At 65.7% G+C, this 20743-nt stretch carries 24 protein-coding genes; 12 read left to right on the plus strand and 12 right to left on the minus strand.

The features are described 5' to 3' along the window. Positions 1-19 precede the first annotated feature (19 nt). Both nfi and B9A19_RS04220 read right to left on the minus strand, forming a co-directional pair. Positions 20-715, minus strand: a complete 696-nt coding sequence (gene nfi, locus B9A19_RS04215) for a deoxyribonuclease V (protein ID WP_084089304.1) — start codon at positions 713-715, stop codon at positions 20-22. Between the two features lie 65 nt (positions 716-780). Beyond that, a complete protein-coding gene (locus tag B9A19_RS04220; RefSeq protein ID WP_084089305.1) occupies positions 781-1032 on the minus strand; it encodes a hypothetical protein in 252 nt (83 codons plus the stop codon). A 99-nt stretch (positions 1033-1131) separates the two neighbouring features. Here B9A19_RS04220 and B9A19_RS04225 point away from each other — a divergent pair, with 99 nt between their 5' ends. The 4 genes from B9A19_RS04225 to B9A19_RS04240 all read left to right on the plus strand — a co-directional run bounded on the left by B9A19_RS04225 (position 1132) and on the right by B9A19_RS04240 (position 7155). Further along, entirely contained in the window at positions 1132-1851 is a 720-nt protein-coding gene (locus tag B9A19_RS04225; RefSeq protein ID WP_084089306.1) for a helix-turn-helix domain-containing protein, read from the plus strand. A 555-nt stretch (positions 1852-2406) separates the two neighbouring features. Further along, positions 2407-2922, plus strand: a complete 516-nt coding sequence (locus B9A19_RS04230; RefSeq protein WP_084089307.1) for a 6,7-dimethyl-8-ribityllumazine synthase — start codon at positions 2407-2409, stop codon at positions 2920-2922. A 103-nt stretch (positions 2923-3025) separates the two neighbouring features. Next, positions 3026-3694, plus strand: a complete 669-nt coding sequence (locus B9A19_RS04235; protein ID WP_084089308.1) for a peptidoglycan-binding domain-containing protein — start codon at positions 3026-3028, stop codon at positions 3692-3694. Continuing rightward, positions 3691-7155: a hypothetical protein gene (locus B9A19_RS04240; protein WP_084089309.1), complete on the plus strand. Its 3465-nt coding sequence runs from the start codon at positions 3691-3693 to the stop codon at positions 7153-7155. Before B9A19_RS04235 ends, B9A19_RS04240 begins: the two co-directional genes overlap by 4 nt. Before the next feature lie 15 nt (positions 7156-7170). Here the strand turns inward: B9A19_RS04240 and B9A19_RS23420 are convergent, their stop codons facing one another. After that, positions 7171-7632 carry a hypothetical protein gene (locus B9A19_RS23420; protein WP_373277995.1) on the minus strand — a complete coding sequence of 154 codons (462 nt, stop codon included), beginning with the start codon at positions 7630-7632 and terminating at the stop codon, positions 7171-7173. 42 nt (positions 7633-7674) lie between these two features. On the opposite strand from B9A19_RS23420, the gene B9A19_RS23425 reads away from it, so the two are divergent. From B9A19_RS23425 to B9A19_RS04265, 6 genes are all read left to right on the plus strand, one after another. Then, positions 7675-7818, plus strand: a complete 144-nt coding sequence (locus B9A19_RS23425) for a hypothetical protein (RefSeq protein WP_373277996.1) — start codon at positions 7675-7677, stop codon at positions 7816-7818. Positions 7819-8336: 518 nt separating this feature from the next. After that, positions 8337-8558 (plus strand): hypothetical protein, encoded by a 222-nt coding sequence (locus B9A19_RS04250; protein ID WP_084089311.1) that lies wholly within the window; start codon positions 8337-8339, stop codon positions 8556-8558. Then, on the plus strand, positions 8555-8791 hold the full coding sequence (locus B9A19_RS04255) for a hypothetical protein (RefSeq protein ID WP_084089312.1): 237 nt from the start codon (positions 8555-8557) through the stop codon (positions 8789-8791). Before B9A19_RS04250 ends, B9A19_RS04255 begins: the two co-directional genes overlap by 4 nt. Beyond that, positions 8779-8928 (plus strand): hypothetical protein, encoded by a 150-nt coding sequence (locus B9A19_RS22445; RefSeq protein WP_176216762.1) that lies wholly within the window; start codon positions 8779-8781, stop codon positions 8926-8928. The genes B9A19_RS04255 and B9A19_RS22445 overlap by 13 nt, the downstream gene beginning before the upstream one ends. 184 nt (positions 8929-9112) lie before the next feature. Beyond that, entirely contained in the window at positions 9113-11119 is a 2007-nt protein-coding gene (locus B9A19_RS04260) for a M48 family metallopeptidase (protein WP_084089313.1), read from the plus strand. 39 nt (positions 11120-11158) lie between these two features. Next, entirely contained in the window at positions 11159-11596 is a 438-nt protein-coding gene (locus B9A19_RS04265) for a DUF4304 domain-containing protein (protein ID WP_084089314.1), read from the plus strand. A 47-nt stretch (positions 11597-11643) separates the two neighbouring features. Here B9A19_RS04265 and B9A19_RS04270 read toward each other — a convergent pair whose 3' ends face one another. Next, positions 11644-13668: a methyl-accepting chemotaxis protein gene (locus B9A19_RS04270; RefSeq protein WP_084089315.1), complete on the minus strand. Its 2025-nt coding sequence runs from the start codon at positions 13666-13668 to the stop codon at positions 11644-11646. 294 nt (positions 13669-13962) lie between these two features. On the opposite strand from B9A19_RS04270, the gene B9A19_RS04275 reads away from it, so the two are divergent. Further along, on the plus strand, positions 13963-14664 hold the full coding sequence (locus tag B9A19_RS04275) for a substrate-binding periplasmic protein (protein ID WP_176216763.1): 702 nt from the start codon (positions 13963-13965) through the stop codon (positions 14662-14664). 74 nt (positions 14665-14738) lie between these two features. Further along, a complete protein-coding gene (locus B9A19_RS04280) occupies positions 14739-15344 on the plus strand; it encodes a LysE family translocator (protein ID WP_084089563.1) in 606 nt (201 codons plus the stop codon). Between the two features lie 7 nt (positions 15345-15351). Here B9A19_RS04280 and B9A19_RS04285 read toward each other — a convergent pair whose 3' ends face one another. The 8 genes from B9A19_RS04285 to B9A19_RS22450 form a co-directional block, all read right to left on the minus strand. Then, on the minus strand, positions 15352-15771 hold the full coding sequence (locus B9A19_RS04285) for a hypothetical protein (RefSeq protein WP_139798648.1): 420 nt from the start codon (positions 15769-15771) through the stop codon (positions 15352-15354). Positions 15772-15892: 121 nt separating this feature from the next. Next, entirely contained in the window at positions 15893-16423 is a 531-nt protein-coding gene (locus B9A19_RS04290) for a DUF4337 domain-containing protein (protein ID WP_084089318.1), read from the minus strand. 101 nt (positions 16424-16524) lie between these two features. Then, positions 16525-17364, minus strand: a complete 840-nt coding sequence (locus B9A19_RS04295) for a PA3715 family protein (protein WP_084089319.1) — start codon at positions 17362-17364, stop codon at positions 16525-16527. An 85-nt stretch (positions 17365-17449) separates the two neighbouring features. Further along, positions 17450-18115: a DUF6709 family protein gene (locus tag B9A19_RS04300; RefSeq protein ID WP_084089320.1), complete on the minus strand. Its 666-nt coding sequence runs from the start codon at positions 18113-18115 to the stop codon at positions 17450-17452. 83 nt (positions 18116-18198) lie between these two features. After that, positions 18199-19224 carry a DUF6709 family protein gene (locus tag B9A19_RS04305; RefSeq protein ID WP_084089321.1) on the minus strand — a complete coding sequence of 342 codons (1026 nt, stop codon included), beginning with the start codon at positions 19222-19224 and terminating at the stop codon, positions 18199-18201. A gap of 165 nt (positions 19225-19389) precedes the next feature. Beyond that, positions 19390-19761 (minus strand): hypothetical protein, encoded by a 372-nt coding sequence (locus B9A19_RS04310; protein WP_084089322.1) that lies wholly within the window; start codon positions 19759-19761, stop codon positions 19390-19392. Between the two features lie 117 nt (positions 19762-19878). After that, positions 19879-20235, minus strand: coding sequence for a GNAT family N-acetyltransferase (locus tag B9A19_RS04315; protein WP_217806984.1), 357 nt, complete (start codon positions 20233-20235; stop codon positions 19879-19881). A gap of 167 nt (positions 20236-20402) precedes the next feature. After that, a complete protein-coding gene (locus B9A19_RS22450; protein WP_176216764.1) occupies positions 20403-20720 on the minus strand; it encodes a hypothetical protein in 318 nt (105 codons plus the stop codon). Between the last annotated feature and the right edge of the window lie 23 nt (positions 20721-20743).

A 20743-nucleotide genomic window follows, 5' to 3' on the forward strand; every position in this document is an offset into this window, starting at 1 on the left:
CCCCATAAATTCGTACGCATCAATCCTCCTTCCGCCCCCCCAATCCCGCCGCCATCTCGCGTCGTACCAGCTGATCGGCCATGCGGGTGGTTTCGGGCAGGCGGTATTTGCTGCACAGGCGGGTGATCCAGTGGCAGGCGGTGGGCAGGGCGATGCGGTGGCCGGTGGAGACGTAGACGGGCTTGATGCCGCGCTGGGTGCGCAGGGCGCTGCCGATGATGTCGTCGCCGTCGCGCAGCGGGGTACTATCGCCGCGTTCCGGGCCGGCTTGGTCGTGCTGGCCCAGCAGCCGGGTTTTGCCGCAGCCGATGCTGGGTACGTCGAACAGCAGGCCGACGTGGCAGGCGAGGCCAAAGCGGCGCGGGTGGGCGATGCCCTGGCCGTCGCAGACGATGAGGTCGGGCCGCAGGCTGAGCCGGCCTAGCGCCTGCACCAACGGCGGCAGCTCGCGGAAGGAGAACAGGCCGGGGATGTAGGGAAAGCGTGCCACATCGACCGCTACCGCCTGCTCGACCACGACCAGCGTGTGGGCATCGAGCACCACGGCGGCGGCCACCAGCCGGTCGCTGTGCTCGTCATAAGCCACGTCCAGGCCGGCCACCAGGCGGATGTCGTCCAGTCGGTCGTGGCGCTCCACCTGGCCGGCCAGTTGCCGCTGCAGCGCCAGCGCGGCGGCTTCGTCCTCGGGCCAGGGGTGGTGGAGGCGTGGTTGCATGGCGGGTGTGCGTGGGTGGCTGGGGCTGCCATCTTGCCATAGCCGGCGGGGCGGCAGGGCGGGTGTTATGCCGCGTCGATCAGCGCTTGTAGTGCGGGGTCGCGCGCGCTGAACACGTCGAACAGCCCCAGCGCGCGCAGCGCCGGCAGCAGCGTGTGCAGGTCTTGTTCGGCCTGCTGGCGCGTGGCCGCGTCGCTGGCGGTGTCCTGCAGCGTGCGCCAGCTGATGAGGAAGGCGCCGACGCTGCCCTTGCGGACAGTGATGCCGTTGGCTTCGATGGTGTTCTGTGTATCGGACAGCAATTGCTGGGCTTGCATGGTGGTGCTCCGGTTGGATGAGGAGCCACCAGTATCACGCTGGCACCATTGGCCTGCTTTTGTCATCATGCCAATCAATTGCAAAATCGGGCCAAAGGGATGGAATACCGCATGGTGCCGCTGGGCACGTCGGCCAGCCGGGCCACTGCATTGCATGCGCATGCCGGCGGGCAGTTGTTTCAGGTGACGCAGGGGGCGCTGGCGTTGCAGGCGGGGGCGGTGCGCGCCTTGCTGCCGGCCGGGCATCTGGGCTGGCTGCCGCCGCATCTGGCCCACGCGGCCAGCGGCCATGGCGCGCTGCAGGGCTGCAGCCTGTATCTCGCTGCCGCGCAGGCAGCGCAGTGGCCAGCCACTTTGCAGATCGTGCGCGCCACGCCCTTGTTGACCGCGCTGCTCGATGCGCTGCAGCAGCCGGTGCGCGATGCCGCCAGCCATCTGGCCGTGCTGGCCGAGGCCTGGCAGCGTGCGCCGCAACTGCCGCTGTGCGTGCCGGTGCCGTTGTCACCCCGGCTGCAACCGGTGCTGGCTGCGCTGCTGGCCCGCCCCGAGCAAGCGCCCGATCTGGACGAAGCCGCCGCGCTGGCCCATTGCGCGCGGCGCAGCTTCAGCCGTCTGTTCCGCGCCGACACAGGCTTGAGCTACGCCGACTGGCGCCAACAAGCACGGCTGCTCTTGGCGCTGACCGAGCTGGCCGCCGGCAGCAGCGCCACCCGCGCCGCGCTCTCGGCCGGCTATTGCAGCCCCAGCGCCTTCAGTCAGGCGGTGCGCAAATACCTGGGGGCTACGCCGGGGGAGGTGGTACGGGGGGGGCAGCAATGATGGCGTGTGAACGCATTGGCGCAAGGGTGGGCTTGCCGCTTGGCTCTTACTGCAGGATGCGTTAGCGGCACAGATCGGGTGCCGCCGGGCATGCTATCCTCCCCCTTGCAGCCCACCCAACCGGGCTGCAGCGTTCTCAGGGCAGGGTGCAAGTCCCTACCGGCGGTAACTGCGCATGCAGAAGCCCGCGAGCGCCTGTTGCAAGCGTGTTCTGTGCGCAAGATGCGCTCAGCCTCATCCATGCCGATGACGAGCAGCCGCGAGGCTCCCTTGCGGCGGCGAGGGCGGGGGGAGTGGAATCGGGCGGCCAGCGCCGGTGTGTCACCTGCAAAAAGCGGTGGGCGCCCGGCTTGGCCGGGTGCTTGATGCCGTGGCAATCACGGTACGGGCATGCTGTGCAGGCAGGCGCGACAGGGTCAGCAGATCCGGTGTGATTCCGGGGCCGACGGTGATAGTCCGGATGAAAGAGAACGCGACCGGGACGGCCACCGCTTGCGCGCTGGCCGCGTTGTCGCGTCGCCCTGATTCTGGCTAATCCATCACTACGGGACTTCCATGAATCAGTTCACCCCCATGTTTACCATTCCCGGCGCGGATGCGCCGTCCCCCGTCCACACCCCGCCCGTGCCGCGCATTGCGGTGGTGGCATCCGGCTGGCACCGCGAGATCGTGCAGCAGGCCACGACGGCGATGGCCGACGAGTTTGCTGCCCAGCCGCAGCCGCCGCTGCTGGAGCAATTCGAGGTGCCCGGCGCGTTCGAGATTCCGCTGCATGTGCAGCGGCTGGCACGCAGCGGCCGTTATGCGGCGGTGATTGCCTGCGGGCTGATCGTCAATGGCGGCATTTACCGCCACGAGTTCGTCAGCAGCGCGGTGATCGACGGCCTGATGCGCGTGCAGCTGGAGTGCGACGTGCCGGTGTTCTCTGCCGTGCTCACCCCGCGTGATTTCCACGAGCATGCCGACCATCTGCAGTTTTTCACCGCGCATTTCGTGAAAAAGGGCAGCGAGGTGGCGCAGACCTGCCTGCAGACGCTGGCCGGGTTGGCGGCGTTGCCGGCTGTGGATTAGATTTCATGCTACTTGGTATGGATTGACTTAATCCTGTCGTTTGGCAAAATTTATCCTTGAGCTGTAGTCGGGCGTCGTAGCGCCCTGGTGGCGAGGGGCAAGGATGAGCACACGCAGGAAAATCGTGCCGGGCGACAGTGTCAGCAGCATTGCCGCCGAGGCCGGGCTGGCGCCCGATACGGTCTGGCAGCATGCCGATAACCAGCGGCTGCGCGATCAGCGCGATCATATGGACGTGCTGGCCGCCGGCGATACGCTGGTGGTGCCGGCGCGCGAGGCCAAAGAGGTGGACTGCGCCACCGGCCAGCGCCACCGCTTTCGCCGCCATGGCGTGCCGGTGCGCTTTTCGGTGCAGTTGCTGAACATGTCCGGCCAGGCCATGGCCAACCGCCCCTACAAGCTGGTGATCGATGGCGCGCTGACGCTGCAAGGCGATACCGATGGCGATGGCATGCTGAGCGTGTTCGTACCCCCCGCTGCCCGCCGGGGCACCCTGGCGGTGGATGGCGTGCAATGGCCGCTGGCCTTTGGTCATCTGGAGCCGGATGACGGCTTGCTGGGTGCCCAGCAGCGCCTGAGCAATCTGGGCTTTGCCTGCCTGCACGAGGCGGGCACCCTGGGCCCGGCCACACGATCCGCCCTGCGACGTTTCCAGTTGCGCGCCGGTTTGGCGCAGACGGGCAAGCTGGATGGTGCGACGCGGGATGCGCTGGCGCGCCATCATCGCGAGCCCAATGCCTGGCGGGAGCAGCAAGCCGGAGTGCAGGCATGAGGCCGGGGCCGTACCTCAGCGTTTTCGAAGTGCAGTCGGCCTTGCTGGAAGAGCACACCTGGCCGCCGTCGCCCGAGGCGGCGCATGCTTTTGCCCGGATGCTGCTGACCAGGCCCGCTGAGGAAGAGGCCGAATATGCCGATGCGTACGATGGGTTTGTCGATCCGGATGACGATGAGGCGGAGGAGTACGAGGACAGCGAGGAGGACGAGGACAGCGACGAGGAGGGCGATGGCGGGCCCGTGCACATGGACACCGATGAGGCGAGCAGCAGCGCGGGCACGCCGCCACCAACGCTGGCCAGCCGTGTTGAAGCGTGTTTGCCCGTGGTCTTGGGTGAGGGGGCCGACGCGCAGACGCCAGTGACGCATGGGCAGCATAATGTCTTGCAGCAGCCGTCGCCGCGCTATTTCCGTCTGCTGGTATGGAATCTGGAGAATTTCACCGAGGATCCTCGGCCGCGCGGCACCGGCGAGCTGGCCTTGCTCACCAGCCAGGCGCGCATGGCTATCGTGGCCCGGATTGCCTTCAATCTGGGCATTGATGTGCTGATGATGATGGAAACCGGCAGTGACGTCGGCAGCGTCACCACCCAGTTGGCCGAGCTCTGGCAGGCGCACGAGCAAGCAGAGAACGAGCAGGAAGAGGGCGAACAGGAAGAGGGCGAACAGGAAGAGGGCGAACAGGAGGATGACGAGCAGGGTGCAGATGGTCAGGGAGGGCAGGAGTCAGCCAGCGCGCCGCGTGGCAAGCCGCGCAGCGTAGAGCCGCTTGCCAGCCCGGCCACTCATGCCATGCCGGTGCTGCCGCAACAATTGCGTGTCACCTACGTCGACAAACCGCGCAAGAAAAAGCCGCGCCAGCAGATTTTTCCCGTGACGGCCGACATGCTGGGGCGGCTGGTATTTGCAGGCACGGGTTATCGCTTCAGCATGGACAACAGTATGGCGCTGGCCAGAAACGGCATTCCGCATCGGGTGTATCGCATGCTGGAGGGCCAATTGCCGCATGTCGCCCGGCTGCTGGCCCCGCTACAGGGTCGGGATCATGTGGGGCGCGCCCTGCGGGATTGCCGCTTGCCACTGGCACTGGCCATCTACGGCACGGCCTATGAGCAGCCCTGCCCTTGTGGCTGGTCGATGAACTCGGCGGATGCCCAGCGCGTGATCGGCGTGTTGGCCCGCTTGTCGCAAGGCGAGGGGGTTGAAGAAGTCGAAGACCCCGAGGGCAGCAAGAAGCGCAAGCGACAACAGGGCGATGAAGACGGTACCGGGGAGGCGGTTGCGGAGGATGAGGAGGGCGGCAATCCCCTGGCCATGCAAGGGGAGAGCCAGACGCAGGAAGACGCCCTGCCAGGCGACATGCCGCACGACGATGCCTTGCCCGAATCGCAGCTCAAGAAGCGCAAACACGCGCTGGCCACCGATACGGAATCCATCCACCATTCGCCTGAGCTGGATGCTCCCGAGCTGACGTCGCCGGCGCGCTGGCAGGTACGGCTTGAAAGCACCCAGCAGGGCCCGGTGACGGAGCAGGACCTTGATCTGGCCATCCAGGCGGCCAGGGCGCTGCACCGCCAGTGCGACGGGCGCACCTGCCGGCATGCCAAGCTGGCGCAGGCCATTGAGGTGCTGATGCTGCTGCAGCAGTACCAGGGGCTGCTCGATGCGGGCTACACGCGCTTTTCCGATGTGCCTGATCTACTTTGTGCCACCTGGTTCAACCAGCAGCCGGGCGAGCCAGCGCTGCGGTTGCCTGCCTTGCTGTTGCTGGCCATGGGCAAGACGCTGACGCTGCAGGCCCACGATGGTGGCGAACCATATGAGGTGTCCGGCGAGGGCGAGCTGCTGACCAGCGCGCTGGTGCGGCTGCGGGTAGTCGCGCGGGCGCGCTTCGAAACCTATGGCATGGTCTATCGCCCGTTTGATGATCGGCACCTGGCGCATTTTTTCGAGCAAAGCTTCATGGACCTGGGCTATGGCACCGAGGGGCTGTATGGCATCTTGCATGGTGACGCCAACCGCCTGTTGGCGGCGCAAGACCCCGACCATCTGCTGGGCGGGCGCGGCGGGTTGCTGGTGCGCTTTCCAGCCGGTGACTTTACCTTGCCGGTGTTCATGCATCACAACCGCTTTACCGCCAGCGAGGCCATCCGCGACGCCAAGACAGGCCGTACCAAGGACAGCAATACTTTGCGTGCGCGGGTGGATACCTTGCTGGACGAAGCCGAGTTCCTGGCCGGACAAGCAGAGCCGCCGCTGCTGGTGGGCGATTTCAACTTGCCGCTCACGCTGCTGCAGCATGAGCCCGGCCGCGACAGCAAGGGCCGCATGCAGCGCAGGCAAATGTGCCGCGATCTGCGCACCGGCATGCAGGCGCATGGCTATCTGCGCCATTGCGGGGGCACGGACGGGGGTGGCCCATTTCCGAAGACGTCGTTGCGGCGCGGCCTGACCATGGCCAAAACGGGTGAATTGCGTTCGCAGCCGTATGACGCGCTCTATCAGCCTTTCGATTATCTGCAGGGCCAGGTGCACGTGCGCAGCGCTTTGCTGCACGACGTACAGGCCTTGTTCAGCGATGATCTGTTGCAGTTGCAGGTCACTGGCCTGCCGTGGGCGCCACGACCGCGCAAGGGTGAAGTGCCACCGCAACGCACGCCGCGAACCATGACCGTTGGCGAGGTGCTGCGCGATCAGGTGCTGCGTTGCTATGGCGGCGCAATCAAGACCATCGGCACCACGCTGGCTGAGGCAAAAGCGTGGTTACAGCAGCTTGCAGAGCAAGGCGAGGAAGACGAGAACGGCGAGGAAGACGACGAGAACGAAGAGGAAGACGAGAACGAAGAGGAAGACGAGAACGAAGGGGAGGGCGAGGAAGACGAGGAAGGCGAGGAAGACGACGAGAACGACGGGGAGGACCAGGAAGATGCGCCAGGAAAAGCAAAGGCCTTGCTGGCCATGATCGACGGGGTTTGCAACGAGCTGTTCCAGCGTAACCTGGCCTTCAGGGTGGTCATGGGGCGTGGGTTGAGCAGCGTGATCGGGGCCGACGAGCAGGCCAGCTTTGCTCCGGGGAGGCTGCAAATCGTCGCGCAGTACATCAAAAAACTGGGCCCGGCCATCGAGCAAGATCGCATCGCCAATCGGCCCGAACCGGTGCGCATGGTGGTGACGGCCTCGGCCAGCAGCGCCTCTGCCCCGGCGCAGGACGATCTGCCGGAAGACGAGGCCGATCTTGATTTCGCGCTGGATGATAACGAGCTGGAGGAGGACGAGACGGAAACCGGGCACAAGCCCGCCACTCCGCGCCCGGCCTATCTGCGCCTGCGCAGCGTGCCGGGCTTGATCGATGCACTGTTCGGAATGGAAGACGATCCGTCACGGCGGCCGTGGATCGCCTATGGCCAGGTCGTCAGCGATCACTTGCCCTTGCTGATCGAGATTGACCTGAATCCCTGATGGTCGTGGCCAGGGTCAGCCGCCGGGCAGCGTTGCCCCCCACGTCACCAGCCCGGCCGCATACGCCAGCAGCGCGATGCCGAAGAAGGTGGCCTGCGCGGGCGCGCGGCGCAGTTCGGGGGTGATGCGCAGTGCGAGCAGGCCGAGCAGCACGGTGACGAGCAAGGTCGGCAGCAGGTGGCCGGGCTGCCAGAAGCCGGACTGAAACATCGACCAGTGTTGCTGTTTCAAGGCGGCCATTGCCGACAATATCCAGCACCTGGACAGATCGTGGCGCAGGCTGGTTTTGCGTGTTTGATAATCGGGGGCCACCAGCGTGAAGGCGGCATCATAGTAGCTGCACAGCAGCAGTATCAGTGCCGGTTGCAACAGGGCGATGGCCACCAGCCAGGGTGCGTGCGGCAGGCCGCCCGCCATGAAGAGCAGGGCACAGCAACTGAACCACAGCAGCCGCGCCAGCCAGCGGGCGTTGTGCACCCGGCGGCGGCGCTGTGCCGCGTCGCGCCCCAGGCGCGGATCGTGATCGATGCGCGCTTGCTCGGCAGCGAACTCCAGCGCGTTTTGCTCGGGCAGGCCATTCAGCCATGCCAGCAGCGCCGGCTGTTCGGTCAGGCGTTGCAGGTTGATTGGCCAGTGCCGGCCGTGCAGGTAGAGCTGGAATAAATGCGGGTGGGCGCGGTAGCTGCGGATTTGCGAACGGGCAATGCGCCGGGTGCGGTGCAGGCCGCTGATGACGAGTTCATCGCCGTCCGGCCAGGTCTGCAGGTGGAGCTGCGCGTAGCTCCAGTACAACACACTGACCACGAGTAGCAGCAGCAAGCTCAGCGTGGTGGCATCAAGCCCGCCGCGTTGGAACAGCAGGTAGCCGGTCATGCCGGCGCAGCCGCAGATCATCAGCAGCACGACGGCAAATGTTGCGTTGCTGAGACGGTGGGGCGGGCGGAGCTGAGGTTCCGGGGGCATGATGTGAACACGAATGCAGCGGTCTAAGATGGCGTTCACCTTAGCTGCTGCTGGCGGCTGCGGCAAGCTGGGCGGGTCGGGGTAGGGGGCTGCTGCGGGGGCAGGCGCGCCGCTGCCGCTTGCACTGGTCGGCAACGACGGCCAACGGGCTGTGGCCGGCTGCAACGCGGCGGCAAGTTCTGCTACCGTGCGGGCATGACCTTGCCCCGGAGCCGACCATGGCCCTTGCGAACCGCTGGCGCAACCCGGCGCTGTTTGGTGCCGCCGCCGGCGCCATCCTCACCCCCGCCTTGCTGGTGCGCGCCGGTTTGACGCTGACCTGGCTGCGCAGCGGCATTGCGCCCGGCATCGTACTGATCTGCGCCATCGTCGGGCTGATGACCATCTGCACCACCTTGTTCCGCCTGCTGTTTGAGGCATTGCCGGAGCGGGAGGAGTGAGTGTCGCGCAGGCCTCGCCGCCGGCCCCGCCAGGTCTGACAACACGCTGGGCCGTGCTGCGCAGCCTGACGGTGCAACTGCTGCTGAGCGTTTGCTGGCAACTGCTGGCGGCCGCCGTTCCGCTGCCGGCGTGGCTGGGCATGGCCTGGCTGTTGCTGAGCATGGCGGTGAGCGCGTATCTGTGCCAGCGCTGGCGCAACTGCGAACCGGGGTGCCGAACATGCCGTTTCTGATTGGCATGGTGATTGGCGTATTGATCGGGGTGGTGCCAGGCGCACTGATCGGCCGCGCGCAGGGCCGGCGGCGGCAGAGGCTGGCGGATTGGGAACATACGCTGCAAAACAGCCAGGGCCGCAGCAAAGCGGGCTGATGCGTGACCGGGGCCGGCGTGCCCGTGTCGGCAACGTGCCGCTTTGCATGCGCTCCGGCATGATTCTTTGTTTTTGTGTCAGTTTTTCATCAGCAGACAAGAGAAATTTAGCTGACTGTCATAATTCGGTTATAAGAGACGCCATGGATAACTGCATTGCCGGCGTGGCCGGCTGGACCGTGGCATGAAACAATTGAAAGACAGGCTGAAGCTGTTGGCGCTGGTGCTGGGCGTACCGTTACTGCTGCTGCTGTGGGGTGGCTGGCAGTGGACACGCCCGCAGCTGAACATGATGCACACCAAAGATGTGCCATTGCAGGAATGGGCCACGGGTGAGTTCTATCAGCACAGCTTGCCGCCGCTGCTGGCCGGGGCGACCGCGCTGCTGGGCGCGCTGGCCTTGCTGTTTGGCATATTGGGGCTGGTGCGCATCCGCGCTGCTGGCCGCCGTGCGCAGCAATCGCGCGAGCTGCTGCTGAGCAACTTCCGCGCCGTGGTGGGCTGGCTGCCGTGGTTGCTGCTGGGCCATCTGCTGACCACGTTGCTGGCGCTGGCCTGTGGCTTGAGTTTCGAGCTGCTGCCGGTGGCGCCGCTGCTGGTCAGCGGAGATGTCGATCCGCGCTTGGCGTTGGTGGCTGGGCTGGTGCTGGCGATGCTGTTGTGGATGGCCGGCCATGCGGTGGTCGGCATCATCCAGGCCACGCGCCGGGCTTATGCATCGACGCCGCTGTCGCTGCACGGCAAGGCGGTGGATGCCACGCAGGCGCCCACACTGTGGCGGCTGGTGCAAGGGCTGGCGGCCAAGACCGGTGCCACCGCGCCGGATGCCATCGTGGTCGGGCTGGACGAGGGCTTTTTCGTCACCGAGCAGCCGGTGCAGCTGAATGATGATGCCCAGCCGCTGGCGGCGCGCCGCGTGCTGTATCTGCCGCTGCCGTATATGGCCTGGCTGTCGCTGCATGAAACGGCCGCCATCATCGGCCACGAGCTGGCGCACTTTACCGGCGCCGATACCGAATACAGCCTGCACTTTGCGCCCATCTACACCCGCGCCGTCAACCAGCTGGATGTGGTGGAGGAAATGGGGGGCGACAAGGATGATGGCGTGACCTACTGGCTGACTGCGCCGGTGCGCATGCTCAACATCTACTTCCTCGATGCCTTCCACGCCGCCGTACAGCACTGGAGCCGCGAGCGCGAGCTGGCCGCCGATGCGCTGGGCGCGCAAATGGTGAATACGCAGGCCGCCGCGTCGGCGCTGCTGCGCAGCGGCACGCTGGCGCCGCATGTCGGTGCTGCACTGGCCGACTATCACGACCGCCCCGATCAGGCGGTGGGCGGCATGCTGGACCTGCTGCAACGACGCATTGCCCTGCACGGCCTGGGCGACCCGCGCGCGGCACTGGAGGCCGAGCTGGCCCACCCGTTCGACAGCCACCCCACCACGCAGCAGCGACTGGATGCGCTGGGCGTGGCCATCGACGACGCGCTACTGCAGCGCGCTTGTGCGGCACAGCCCAGCAGCACGCTGCACGATCTGGGCCTGGCCGGGCAGGCCGGTGGCGACATCACGCAAACGGTGGAAAGCGCCTATGCCGACGCGGCCAATGCCGGGCTGGAGGGGCGCCGCCGCGAGTTGACCGAGCTGGCGGCCAAGGGCGCCACGCCGTTGCCGTGCTTTGAGCGGATGGCGCTGGCCAGGTTGGGGCTCGTCATGTTTACCGCGTTTTTCTGGTGGTGGGCTTCGCAGATCTGGGGGCGCGAATCCCTGGCGTTGAGCAGCCGTCTCATCTATGTGGCCGTCTTGTTTGTTGCGGGCGTGTTGCCGCTGTGGTTCCTGTTTGTGGTTCACCGTCGCAGCAAGTTGCCGGTGATGACTTTCGACAAGGATGGCCTGCACAGTCGCGGTTTGGCCGCCGTGGTGCCTTGGACTGCCATCGTGGATTTCGATCTGGAAGTGCGCGAGGTCTATGGGACTACACACCACTTGCTGAAGCTGGCATTGGCAGAAGGGCACGTAGCGCCTAAAACCCGCCGTCTGAATAATGTGCGCTATCGAAAAAAGGAGCATGAACTGCTGCTCGCGGCCCAAGGCTTGCGCGGTATGAAGAGCCAGGCGTTCTATGACGCCTTCATCGAATACTGGCAGGCCGGGCATGCCCGGGTCGAGCTGGCGCGGCTGGGGGCGTAGTGCCGGTGCAGTCCATCGTCGGTCAGCGCAGGGGGCTGCATGTCGCGTGAGGGCGACCTGATGCGCCGTGCGCTGCGCAAGCGCGTGTTGCCGCTGCTGGCGGGCATGGGCTTTGTCGGCAAGACGGCGCATTTTCAGCGCCGCAGTGAGCTGTGGCTGGATTTATTGACTATCCAGTTCCATCACCACGGCGGCAGCTTTCTGCTGGAGTGTGGCCGCACCCGGCGCGGTGATTTCCAGACCCACTGGGGGCCGCTGGTGCCGGAGGCCGAGCTGGAGGTGGCCTATCTGCACCGGCGGGCGCGCTTGATCGACCAATCTGAATTCGGCTGGTTTGCCTTTGCCGGTTTTGGCGAGGATCTGGCCTTGTACGATGCGGTGGCGCAGCGGGTGGCCGGCCTGCTGCCGCAGCTGGATGACTGGCTGACCGGCCAGGGCACTGGCAGCGCCATCCAGGCCCATGGGCCGGCGGTGTAGCGGCGAGCGGCGCTGGCGTTGCGCGGCAGGCGGCTTGCCCCGTAGTGCTACGCCACCTGAAACACCGCCACCTTGTTCTCCAGCGCCACCGCCAGTGCGCGCACCTGCTCGGCCGTGGCGGCGCATGATTCGGCGGCGCGGCTGTTGTTCTCGGACATTTGTGCGATGTGCTCGACCTGCCCGGCGACGGTGGTGGCGACGGCCGATTGCTCTTTCAGCCCGTCGCTGATGTCGGTGACCACACTCAGCACCCGGCCCGAGCCATCGCGGATTTGCGCAATGGCATCGCCGGCCTGGTTGGCCAGCGAGACGCCCTGATCGACGCGCGCCATGCCCAGCTCCATGCCGTCGATGGCCTGGTTGGTGCCGATCTGGATATGGCCGATGGTGGCGTCGATCTGCTGCGTGGCCTGGGTGGTGCGCTCGGCCAGTTTGCGTACCTCGTCGGCCACCACGGCAAAGCCGCGCCCGCTTTCACCGGCACGCGCGGCCTCGATGGCGGCGTTGAGCGCCAGCAGATTGGTCTGGCCGGCAATTTCCTTGATCACGCCGGCAATGCCGGAGATTTCGCCGGCCCGTTCGCCCAGTGCGCCGACGGCGTTGGCAGCGCTGCGCATGGCCTGTGCCATGTCGCGTATGCCGGCCACGGTCTGGTCTATGGTGTTGCCGCCCTCGGTGGAGGCGCGGCCGGCCTCGCCCGACAGCGCGTGGGCATCCAGCGCGTGCGCGGCCATGTGGTTGATGCTGACGGTGAATTGCTCGACCGCCGCCGCCATGGCCGATGCCGAGCTGCTTTGCGCATGGGTGAATTCGGCTACCTCGGCACTGGCTTGCGAGATGCTGTCCGACGCCTGCTTGAGATCGTGCGCGCCGCTGCGGATGTCGCGGATGATGCTGCTGAGCTCGTTGGCAAGCTGATCGGCGCTTTGCGCCACCTGGCCCAGCTCGTCACCGCCGCCGGCGTTGATGCGCGCGGCAAAGTCACCGTTGGCCAGCGCCTGCATGCCGCGCCGCACCTGGCTGGCGCGCTGGCTGACGTCGCGCGCGAAGCCGGCAATCAGCCACAGCGCCAGCAGGGTAAAGCCCAGTGCCACGCCGGTTTCCAGCACGGCGGTGCGCACGCTGGCATTCAGCCGCTGCTGCATGGCGGCCTGCAGCTGGCTGCGGCTGTGCTGGCCGAACTGGTCCAGTGCCTCCAGCCGTCCGGTAAAGGCGCTGAAGTAGCCATCGGCGCTCTGGCTGAGCTGGCCACTGCCCAGCAGCGGCGCGACCAGCTGGCTGCGCAATGCGTCGATGCCGGTGTGCAGCGTTTGCCATTCCTGCACCAGTGCGGCAATGCCATCGTGCTGGCGTGCCTGCGCCAGATTGCTGTCCATGCGGCGCAATGCCTGTGCCAGCGGGCCGTTGTCGAGCACGGCCAGCTGGCCCAGCCGGCGTTCGTCGGCACTGCCTGCGGCGGCCATGCCGCCGACGGTGCCGCGCATTTGCGCCAGTGCTTCGTGCACCTGCGGCAGACTGTCGACGACGGCGACGTTGACGAAATAGGCATCCGGATCGGTTTCAAGCAGCAGGCCGGTGTCGCCGGCAATGCGGTGGCGCAGTTCGGCCACGCGGGCGACCAGCGCGCTGTGCGCAGCAAAGCTTTGCGGTGGCTTCATGCCGTGCCACTGGCTGCGCAGGGTTTGCCAGTCGCTGCGGATGGCATCCAGCTCGCCCTGCCAGGGCTTGCCGTCCACCGGCACGGCGGCGGCGTCGATCAGGCCGAGCTGCTGATCGAGTGCGGTTTCGACCTTGCCCAGCTTGTCGGCCACGGCGGCGTCGCCACCCAGCGCACGCGCGGCCAGCCCGCGATGCGTGGCCAGGCCCGAGGTCAGCGGCACCAGCGTTTCCAGATAGACCGCGCCGCGCTGGGCCATCTTGTCGTGCTGGATCGAGGCCAGCAGGTAGCTGACGTTGTTCCACAGCAGCAGTGCAATCGGCACGATGGCCACCAGCAGCAGCAACTGGAACTTGCGCCGGAACGGCAGGCGGGCAGACAGGCGGGCCGCAGGGGCGAACAGCAGATCGGACATGGCGTGCTCCAGTGACGAGCCGGCGGGGCAAGCCGGCGTGCTCTCGTTTCAGCTTAGCGACTGCGATAGGAAATGAGGGTGTAAAGTGGGGTTTTGCCGGTGTTGAACTGACGAGTTGCAGTGCAACATGTGCAAATGGCAGTCCGTTGCATCGATGACGGTGCGGGTCTGTGCAGGGGAACAGGAGAAGGCATGACCAAGGGGCGGAACAGTCTCGGGGCGCAGGGTGTGGCGCTGCGTGCCGGCAGAGCATGGCGGGCAGCCTTGACCTGTGTGTTGCTTGCGGCGTGCGGCATGGCCGGGGCCGCGGAATGGCAGGTGTACACCCACAGCCTGGGTACGGAGGCGAACGAGGTGGATGGCGTGCTGCGCGGCAGAGCGCATGCGGGCAAGCGCGCGTTCTATCTGGAGCTGTATCGCGCATTGGCGCAGGCATTGGGCATCCATGCCGAAGTGCGCGAGGTGCCGTTTGCTCGCGGGCTGTTCATCGTCCAGCATGAGGAGGGCATCGCGTTCTTCAATGTCAGCCGTACCGAGGAACGGGAGGGCACCATGCGCTGGGTGGGGCCGATTTCGGACGAAACCGATTATCTCTACGAAAATGCCCGCCATCCCTCGGGCATCAAGGTGCTGGCCGATGCGCAGGATAAGACGGTGTGCGTGCTCAACGGCAACGTCAACGACAAGGCATTGAGCCGCCAGGGCTTTGCGCGGCTGGTGCGCAATATTTCGTATGAAAGCTGCCTGAGAATGCTGGCGGCGGGCCGGGTCGATTTTGTTGCCACGGCGGAGTTCGGCCTGCCGCAACGTCTGCACAATGCGCGCATAGACCCGGCGATGGTGGCGAGAACACCGGTCGTGGTCAATCGCGCCAGCGGCTATATCGCGCTTTCCAGCAGCGTGCCGGATGCCGAGCACCAGCGCTGGCAACAAGCATTCGACAAGCTGCGGCACAGCGGTCGCTATCAAAAGCTGCTTGAACAATACCTGGACTGAGGCGGCCGGTGGCCGGCCTTGGCCTGCAGCTGCCCCGTGTGCTACAAGGCTGGTTTACCACCCGATATCAGCTTATGGATACGTTTGCCGCCACCGGCTGGTTTGCGCTGAGTGTGGCGCTGTTGCTGGCCTTGCCCGGCCCCACTAATACCTTGCTGGCGGCAGCGGGCCTGCGGCGTGGCGTGCGTGCCAGCCTGTCGCTGGCCGGGGTAGAGCTGCTGGCCTATGCGGTGGCGATCAGCGCGTGGGGCCTGGGGCTGACGCGGTTGGCGCAGCGCTGGCCGGCCTTGCCGGGGCTGTTGCGCCTGCTGTGCGCGGCTTATCTGCTCTGGCTGGCCTGGCGCATGTGGCGCAGCACGCGCGATCTGGCCGATGGCGCCCCCGCCGCGCCGGGCTGGCGCGCCTTGTTGACCACCACCTTGCTCAACCCCAAGGCGCTGCTGTTTGCCAGCAGCATCTTCCCCGCCGGCGCGTTTGCCGATGCCCGTCACTACGCCAGTGCCATGCTGGTGTTTGCCGTGGTATTGCTGCCGATCAGTGTGGGCTGGATGGCGCTGGGCGCCAGCCTGCAGCGCGCCGGGCGGCATGCATCACCGTTGCGCGTGCAGCGCGGCGCGGCCCTGGTGCTGCTGCTGTTTGCTTCGTCACTGGCCTGGAGCGCGCTGCCGCTGGCGCGTTGAGCTGCGGCTAGCGGGTATGCATGGGGCAACTCAGCGTATTGCGCCCGTCCGGGTCGCCCTGCAGCCAGGCTGGGTCGTCACGATGTTCGTAATCGGCGTAGTGCTGGTAGCCGGTGGCATTCCACTGGAATTCACCGACCTGCTCCAGCTCGATCAAGCGGTAGAAGCAATGCGCTGAGGGGCGCTGCAAGGCCAGCACATAGTGCGCCTTGCTCTCGACCGGCGTGCGCGCCAGCACCCGGTAGGGTGTGCTGCGGCAGGTGCTGAAGCTGCTGTGCCACTCCAGCGTGCGATCGCGCACGAACAAGCCGCCCGAGCAGGCCCGCCCACCGCCTTGCAGGCGCAGGTTGAGCGGGGCATCGGCAGCGAGCGACAGCGATAACGCGCAGCACAGCAGCAGCGCGGTCAGGCGGGGGAGGGTGGGCATGGCGCCATCATGGGCCATGCTGCGGACTGGGGGCTATGGGCTGCTGCAGGGTGTGGTGCGCATACAGCAACGCGTGGTGCTTTCCCGCTGCTGCATGCGTTCTGGGCGAAGTTAATTGTGCCTACCAGAACAGCAAAAACCCGTCGGCAAACAGCAGGATGCCGATCAGGCCCACCGGCAACGCGCCCAGCCAGATCAGGCGGCGTTTCATCAGCCCGGCGATCGAGCACAGCAGGATGGCAACCTGCAGAAAAATCACCGCCAGCCCGAAGGGCTTGCTGTGGCGCTGCGCTTCGTCGCGCACCTGCTCCAGCTCGCGCGCCTTGGCGTCGATGGCTTTCTTGTCCTGCTCGTAGCGCGTGGCCTTGTCGTGGTAGTCGGCGGCTTTGGCCTGGAAGGCAGCCTGCGCGCTGTTGCCGGCTGGCAGGGCTTGCGCCTGCAATTCCAGCTGGACTGCCTGCAGCTCGTACAGGTTCTGCTTGGTGCTCTTGGCCTGATAGTAGGCCCACTGATCCGAGGCTTGCGCCTGCGCGATCACGCTTTTGGTGGAATAACCGCCGCCCTTGAAGGTGGCCAAGGTGGCGCAGACGGCGAGGAGGACGGTGGTGAGGGCAAGCTGGCTGAGCCAGCTTTCCTTGGCGGGTTCGGACATGATGGGCCTGGTCAAAGTTGAGCGTGGGGCGGCATGGTGCCGCGCCGATGGGGATGTAACGACCGCCGTTGCGGTGTGGTTGACGGCAGACCGCGAGGGAATCAGCGCGGGCGCCACAGCGCATCGCGGGCTTTTTCCCAACCGGCCAGCGGATATTGCGTGCCATCGTAGTGCAGGCGCTGTGTGGTTTTGCGGTGGCCAGGCGTGCTGCGAAGGATGCGCATCCGCTGGTCGTGCTCACGCTCGCGCAAGCGGATGAATGCCGTGCGGGTGTCCAGTTGCAGATCATGCCAGCCCCGCGCTTTGCCCGGCTTGGTGCTGATGGTCGTGCGCATTTGCTGGATTAAAATTTCGCCGCCATCCGTGCAGCGTTGGCCCCGCAGCAGATGCCAGCCTCCGGTATGAATGGACGGGGTAACGGGTCTGATTTGTTGCCCGTCGCGGATATAGAGGATTTTGAACGGGCCAAGGCCACCTTCCAGCATGCACGCATCTGCATCCGCATCAATCTCCAGCCCGAAGGCCGACACGCCCGGTGCCAGTGCATAGGCCCGTGCATCGAAATGCAGGCTGTCATCGCGCACCCGGGTGGCGCCGTCTTCGTCGATCTTGCCGCGATAGCTGGCAACGACCTGCTGTCTGGCCGGGTCCAGCAACGCAATGACCAGCTTCTTTTCATAGCCGGCGCTGCTCTGGTAGGCAACGGCGGCCAGGGTGAGCCCGCGCTGCGGCGCCGCCCGGCAGGCCGTGGCGACGATGCCGGCAGGGGCAGCCTTGTCCGGCGCATCCGGCCCGTCGAAGTCCGGGTCTTGCAGCGTCTTGCCGATCAGCACGATGGTGGCCGGGCCACATTGCTGCGTTGCCGCTGCGGATGTCATGCCGCAAACCAGCAGCAGGACGCTGCAGAAGAGGGCAATGAGGTGCGGATAGCGCAGCGCCATGCCGGAAGCTCCGGGTGTGTTGAGGGTGGATGGCGTGATGCTGCCGACTGGGGCTGATCGGGTCTGGCTCAGTCGGATGGCGTGGTCAAGCCGCCGCGTCGGCCAGGATTTGCTGTTTGCGTTGCTGGACCAGTGCAATGATTTCCGGCTTGCGCTGTTCGAAGACGGTTGCCAGCTCGCGGTTGAAGCCGGCAATGGCCCATGGGGCTTGCTGGGCGCAGTGGTCCAGCACGGCTTTGGCGTTGCCCCAGCCGACGATCAGGTCGCGGCTGGTATGGCTCCAGTGCAGCTTGACGCATTGGCGGCTTGAATCACTGTCGTGCTGTTGGTATTCGTAGGCCCAGATCAGGTCTTCCAGCCTGAGGATGTCGACCTTGAACCAGGTGCGCATGATGATGAAGCGCGTGGTGAACCTGGCGCCGTCCAGCTTGCAGTGCGGCGTGCGTAGTTCGTGCTCGATATCGCGTGACACGTCGGCCAGCGTTCCCCAGTTGCGGATGCGCCTGGACAGCGGATGCGTGGATGGATCGAGATAGTGGCGGCTGGCCTCACTAAGACCATACGCGGCATGGAAGAGCAGAAAGGCCGGCGCCATCAGTATGGCCGCCCAGTCTTCGATCCTGTGGTCGAACAGGGTGCCTGGGGGATAGGCAATGACGAACACGATGAGCAGCGCCAGCGTACCCGACCAGCCGATGAGCCGGTTGCGGCTGACGCTACGTATGGTTTTGATGACCCAGGGTGCCGTCATGGCGTCTTGGTGAGGTGTGTTGACACCCCGGTCGGGGCGGGCAGGTGTGCCGGCAGGCGGTACGACCTGCCGGCGGGAGGGCCTCAGGCTGCAGCGCTGGCCAGGGTGTCCTGGCGGCGTTGCGAGACCATGCTGGTGAATTCGTGCTTGCGCTTGCCGAATTCCTTTTCCAGATCGGCGTCGTAGCCGAACATGGCCCATGGGGCTTGCTGGGCGCAGAGGTCCAGCGCGGCATCGACGTGCTTTTCCTTGCCGCTGAGGGTGAAGTGGGTGTCGTTCCAGTGGAAGATGGCGGCATAAGTCTTGCCGGTGGGAATGAAGTTGTAGCTGTGGCGGGTGACCGATTTGTAGGCCCATACCAGGTCTTCATGCCGGGCGACGTCGAAGTGGAACAGCGACTGCTTGATGACATAGTTTTCGGTGAGTTTGGCGCCGCTCAGCTTGATGCGCGGATTGCGCAGCTCGCGCTCGATCTGGTGCGAGATGTCGGTCAGCTTGCCCCACGCGTTCATGCGCTGGATCAGCGGGTGGCTGGACGGGTCACGCAGATAGCCGCGCGCCTTGCTGATGCCGTAGGCGGCAGCGGCCAGTGCGAGGGCCAGCGCACCGAGGCCCCAGTAACCGGGGGTGCGGTAGTTCTTGCTGCTGTCGAGCACGAAGGGGTAGAAGGCCGGCTTGCCTTCGGCGGCGGTGGTGGGCAGCTCGACGGAGAGTTCGCGCGGCATGGTCACCAGCTCGCCGTTGTACTGCAGGTGCGAGCCGCTGTCGCTGATGATGGGCAGGTAGCGATCACCGACCTTGACGGCGTAGATGCTGTATTCGGCTTCGGTGGTTTCCACGCCGGATTTGCTGCGGCTGGTGACGACTTCGCGCATGCCGGTGTTGATGACGTCGGTACCGACGATGCGCGCAAAGCGCTTGTCATAGGCGGTGACATCGCTGATGGCGGCCAGTTCTTCCGGCTTTTGCAGGTGCGGGCCGGCAAAGAAGTTGACCAGGTAAACCCGGTTGGCCACGCAGGCCAGCAAGGCCACGATGATGATCCCGCAACAGGCCACCAGGCGGGTGCGGCTGGTGTTGCGGATTTTCTTGAAGATCCAGGATTCCATCGTGCGTCCTCGGCGTTGCGCATTTGTAAGATTTTTATTGCCGCACGCGGGTGCGGTCATGCTGCCGACGATATCGCAGAGTTTTGTGGCGCGAAAATCCCGCACAATTTCTTACACCTAACTGATACATTATTTCCATACAAATGTGATGCATTTGTGGCGAAGTCAGCCGTTCAACTGCCAGTCAGCTTCGCCGCTGCAGTCGAGGGTGCGAATGTAGTGCTGCTCGACATCGTTGATGTTTTCGCCCTCGGCGATATTGCACAGGAAGGCCAGCGTGATGATGTGGCCGTGCAGATGGGCCTGGGCCAGTGCGCGGTGGACTTTGCGGTAGGCGTCCGGTTTGGCGGGGCGGTAGGCAATGCCGGCCAGCAGGCGGCGTACATTGCGGCGGTAGTTATAGCGCGGGCGACCTGATCCGCGCCCGGCCTTGCCGACATAGCGGCCCAGCAAGGTGCCGGCGGCGTCATGGATTTCCCAGCGATAGATCAGCGCGCGGGTTTCATCGATATCGTGGGGCAGCAGGGTGAATTGCATGGCATGACCTGGGCGGACGGGATTGGCAGGTTACATACACTGGTGAATACAAGCAATGTGCCGGGCGGGTGCCAAGGCACACCGGCCGGATGGCGTAGGCGAGTGCTGGATGCGGCCTTATTCGCCAAAATGGCGACGATATTTGACGAAGCCGCGCTTGGCATCGCCATTGAAGCCGGCACGGCTGAAGAAGCGGTGCGCATCCACCCGGCTGGCGCTGCTGGATAGCATGATCTTGCTGCAATCGGCATCGCGGCAATGACGTTCGGCCACTGCCAGCAGGGCCACCCCCACGCCCCGGCCGCGTACGGCAGCGCTGACGATGATGTTTTCCAGCACCGCAAAGGGCTGGCCACGGTACATCACGTCGGCGCACAGATTGATCAGCACGCTGCCAACCACGGCGCCAGCCTGCTCGGCCACCAGCAGGCAGGTGCGCGGGTCTGCAGCGAGGTCGGCCAGATGCTGCGGCACTACATAAACGGCAGGATCGCCAGTGAGCTCGGTATAAAGCTGTTGCAGGATGGGGGCGTCGCCGGGTTGGGCGGGGCGGATGGTGGCATTGGGGATCAGCCGGCTTGAGACAAGATGACAAGGGCTAGGAACAGGTAAGCCAGCAGCACCAGCCAGGCCAGCAGCCGCTAGCGATGGTGCATGAGCACCAGGAAAACCGGCATGCCGATCAGTCCTGCCAGCGCCAGCGCAATGGCGCTGAGCAGCTGCTGATGCAGGATGAGCCGGGCGGCAAACACCGGCGTGGCCAGCCACAGCAGCAGGGCGATCAGCCCCTCGGGGAGCAGCATCTGCAGCAGACCCGGCTGCCACCAGGCCAACGGTGGCGCTGGGGGACGGAGTTCGGCTGCTGCCGGCCAGCGCCGGTGCGTGGGTGCACCGCAGACTGCGCAGTGGCTACCGTCGCGCGCGTTGTCGGCGTTGCATTGCTTGCAGAGCCAGCTCATTGGAATCGTTTTCTTGGTTGTCG

This window comes from Andreprevotia lacus DSM 23236 (genome assembly GCF_900176275.1).
Taxonomy (GTDB): domain Bacteria; phylum Pseudomonadota; class Gammaproteobacteria; order Burkholderiales; family Chitinibacteraceae; genus Andreprevotia; species Andreprevotia lacus.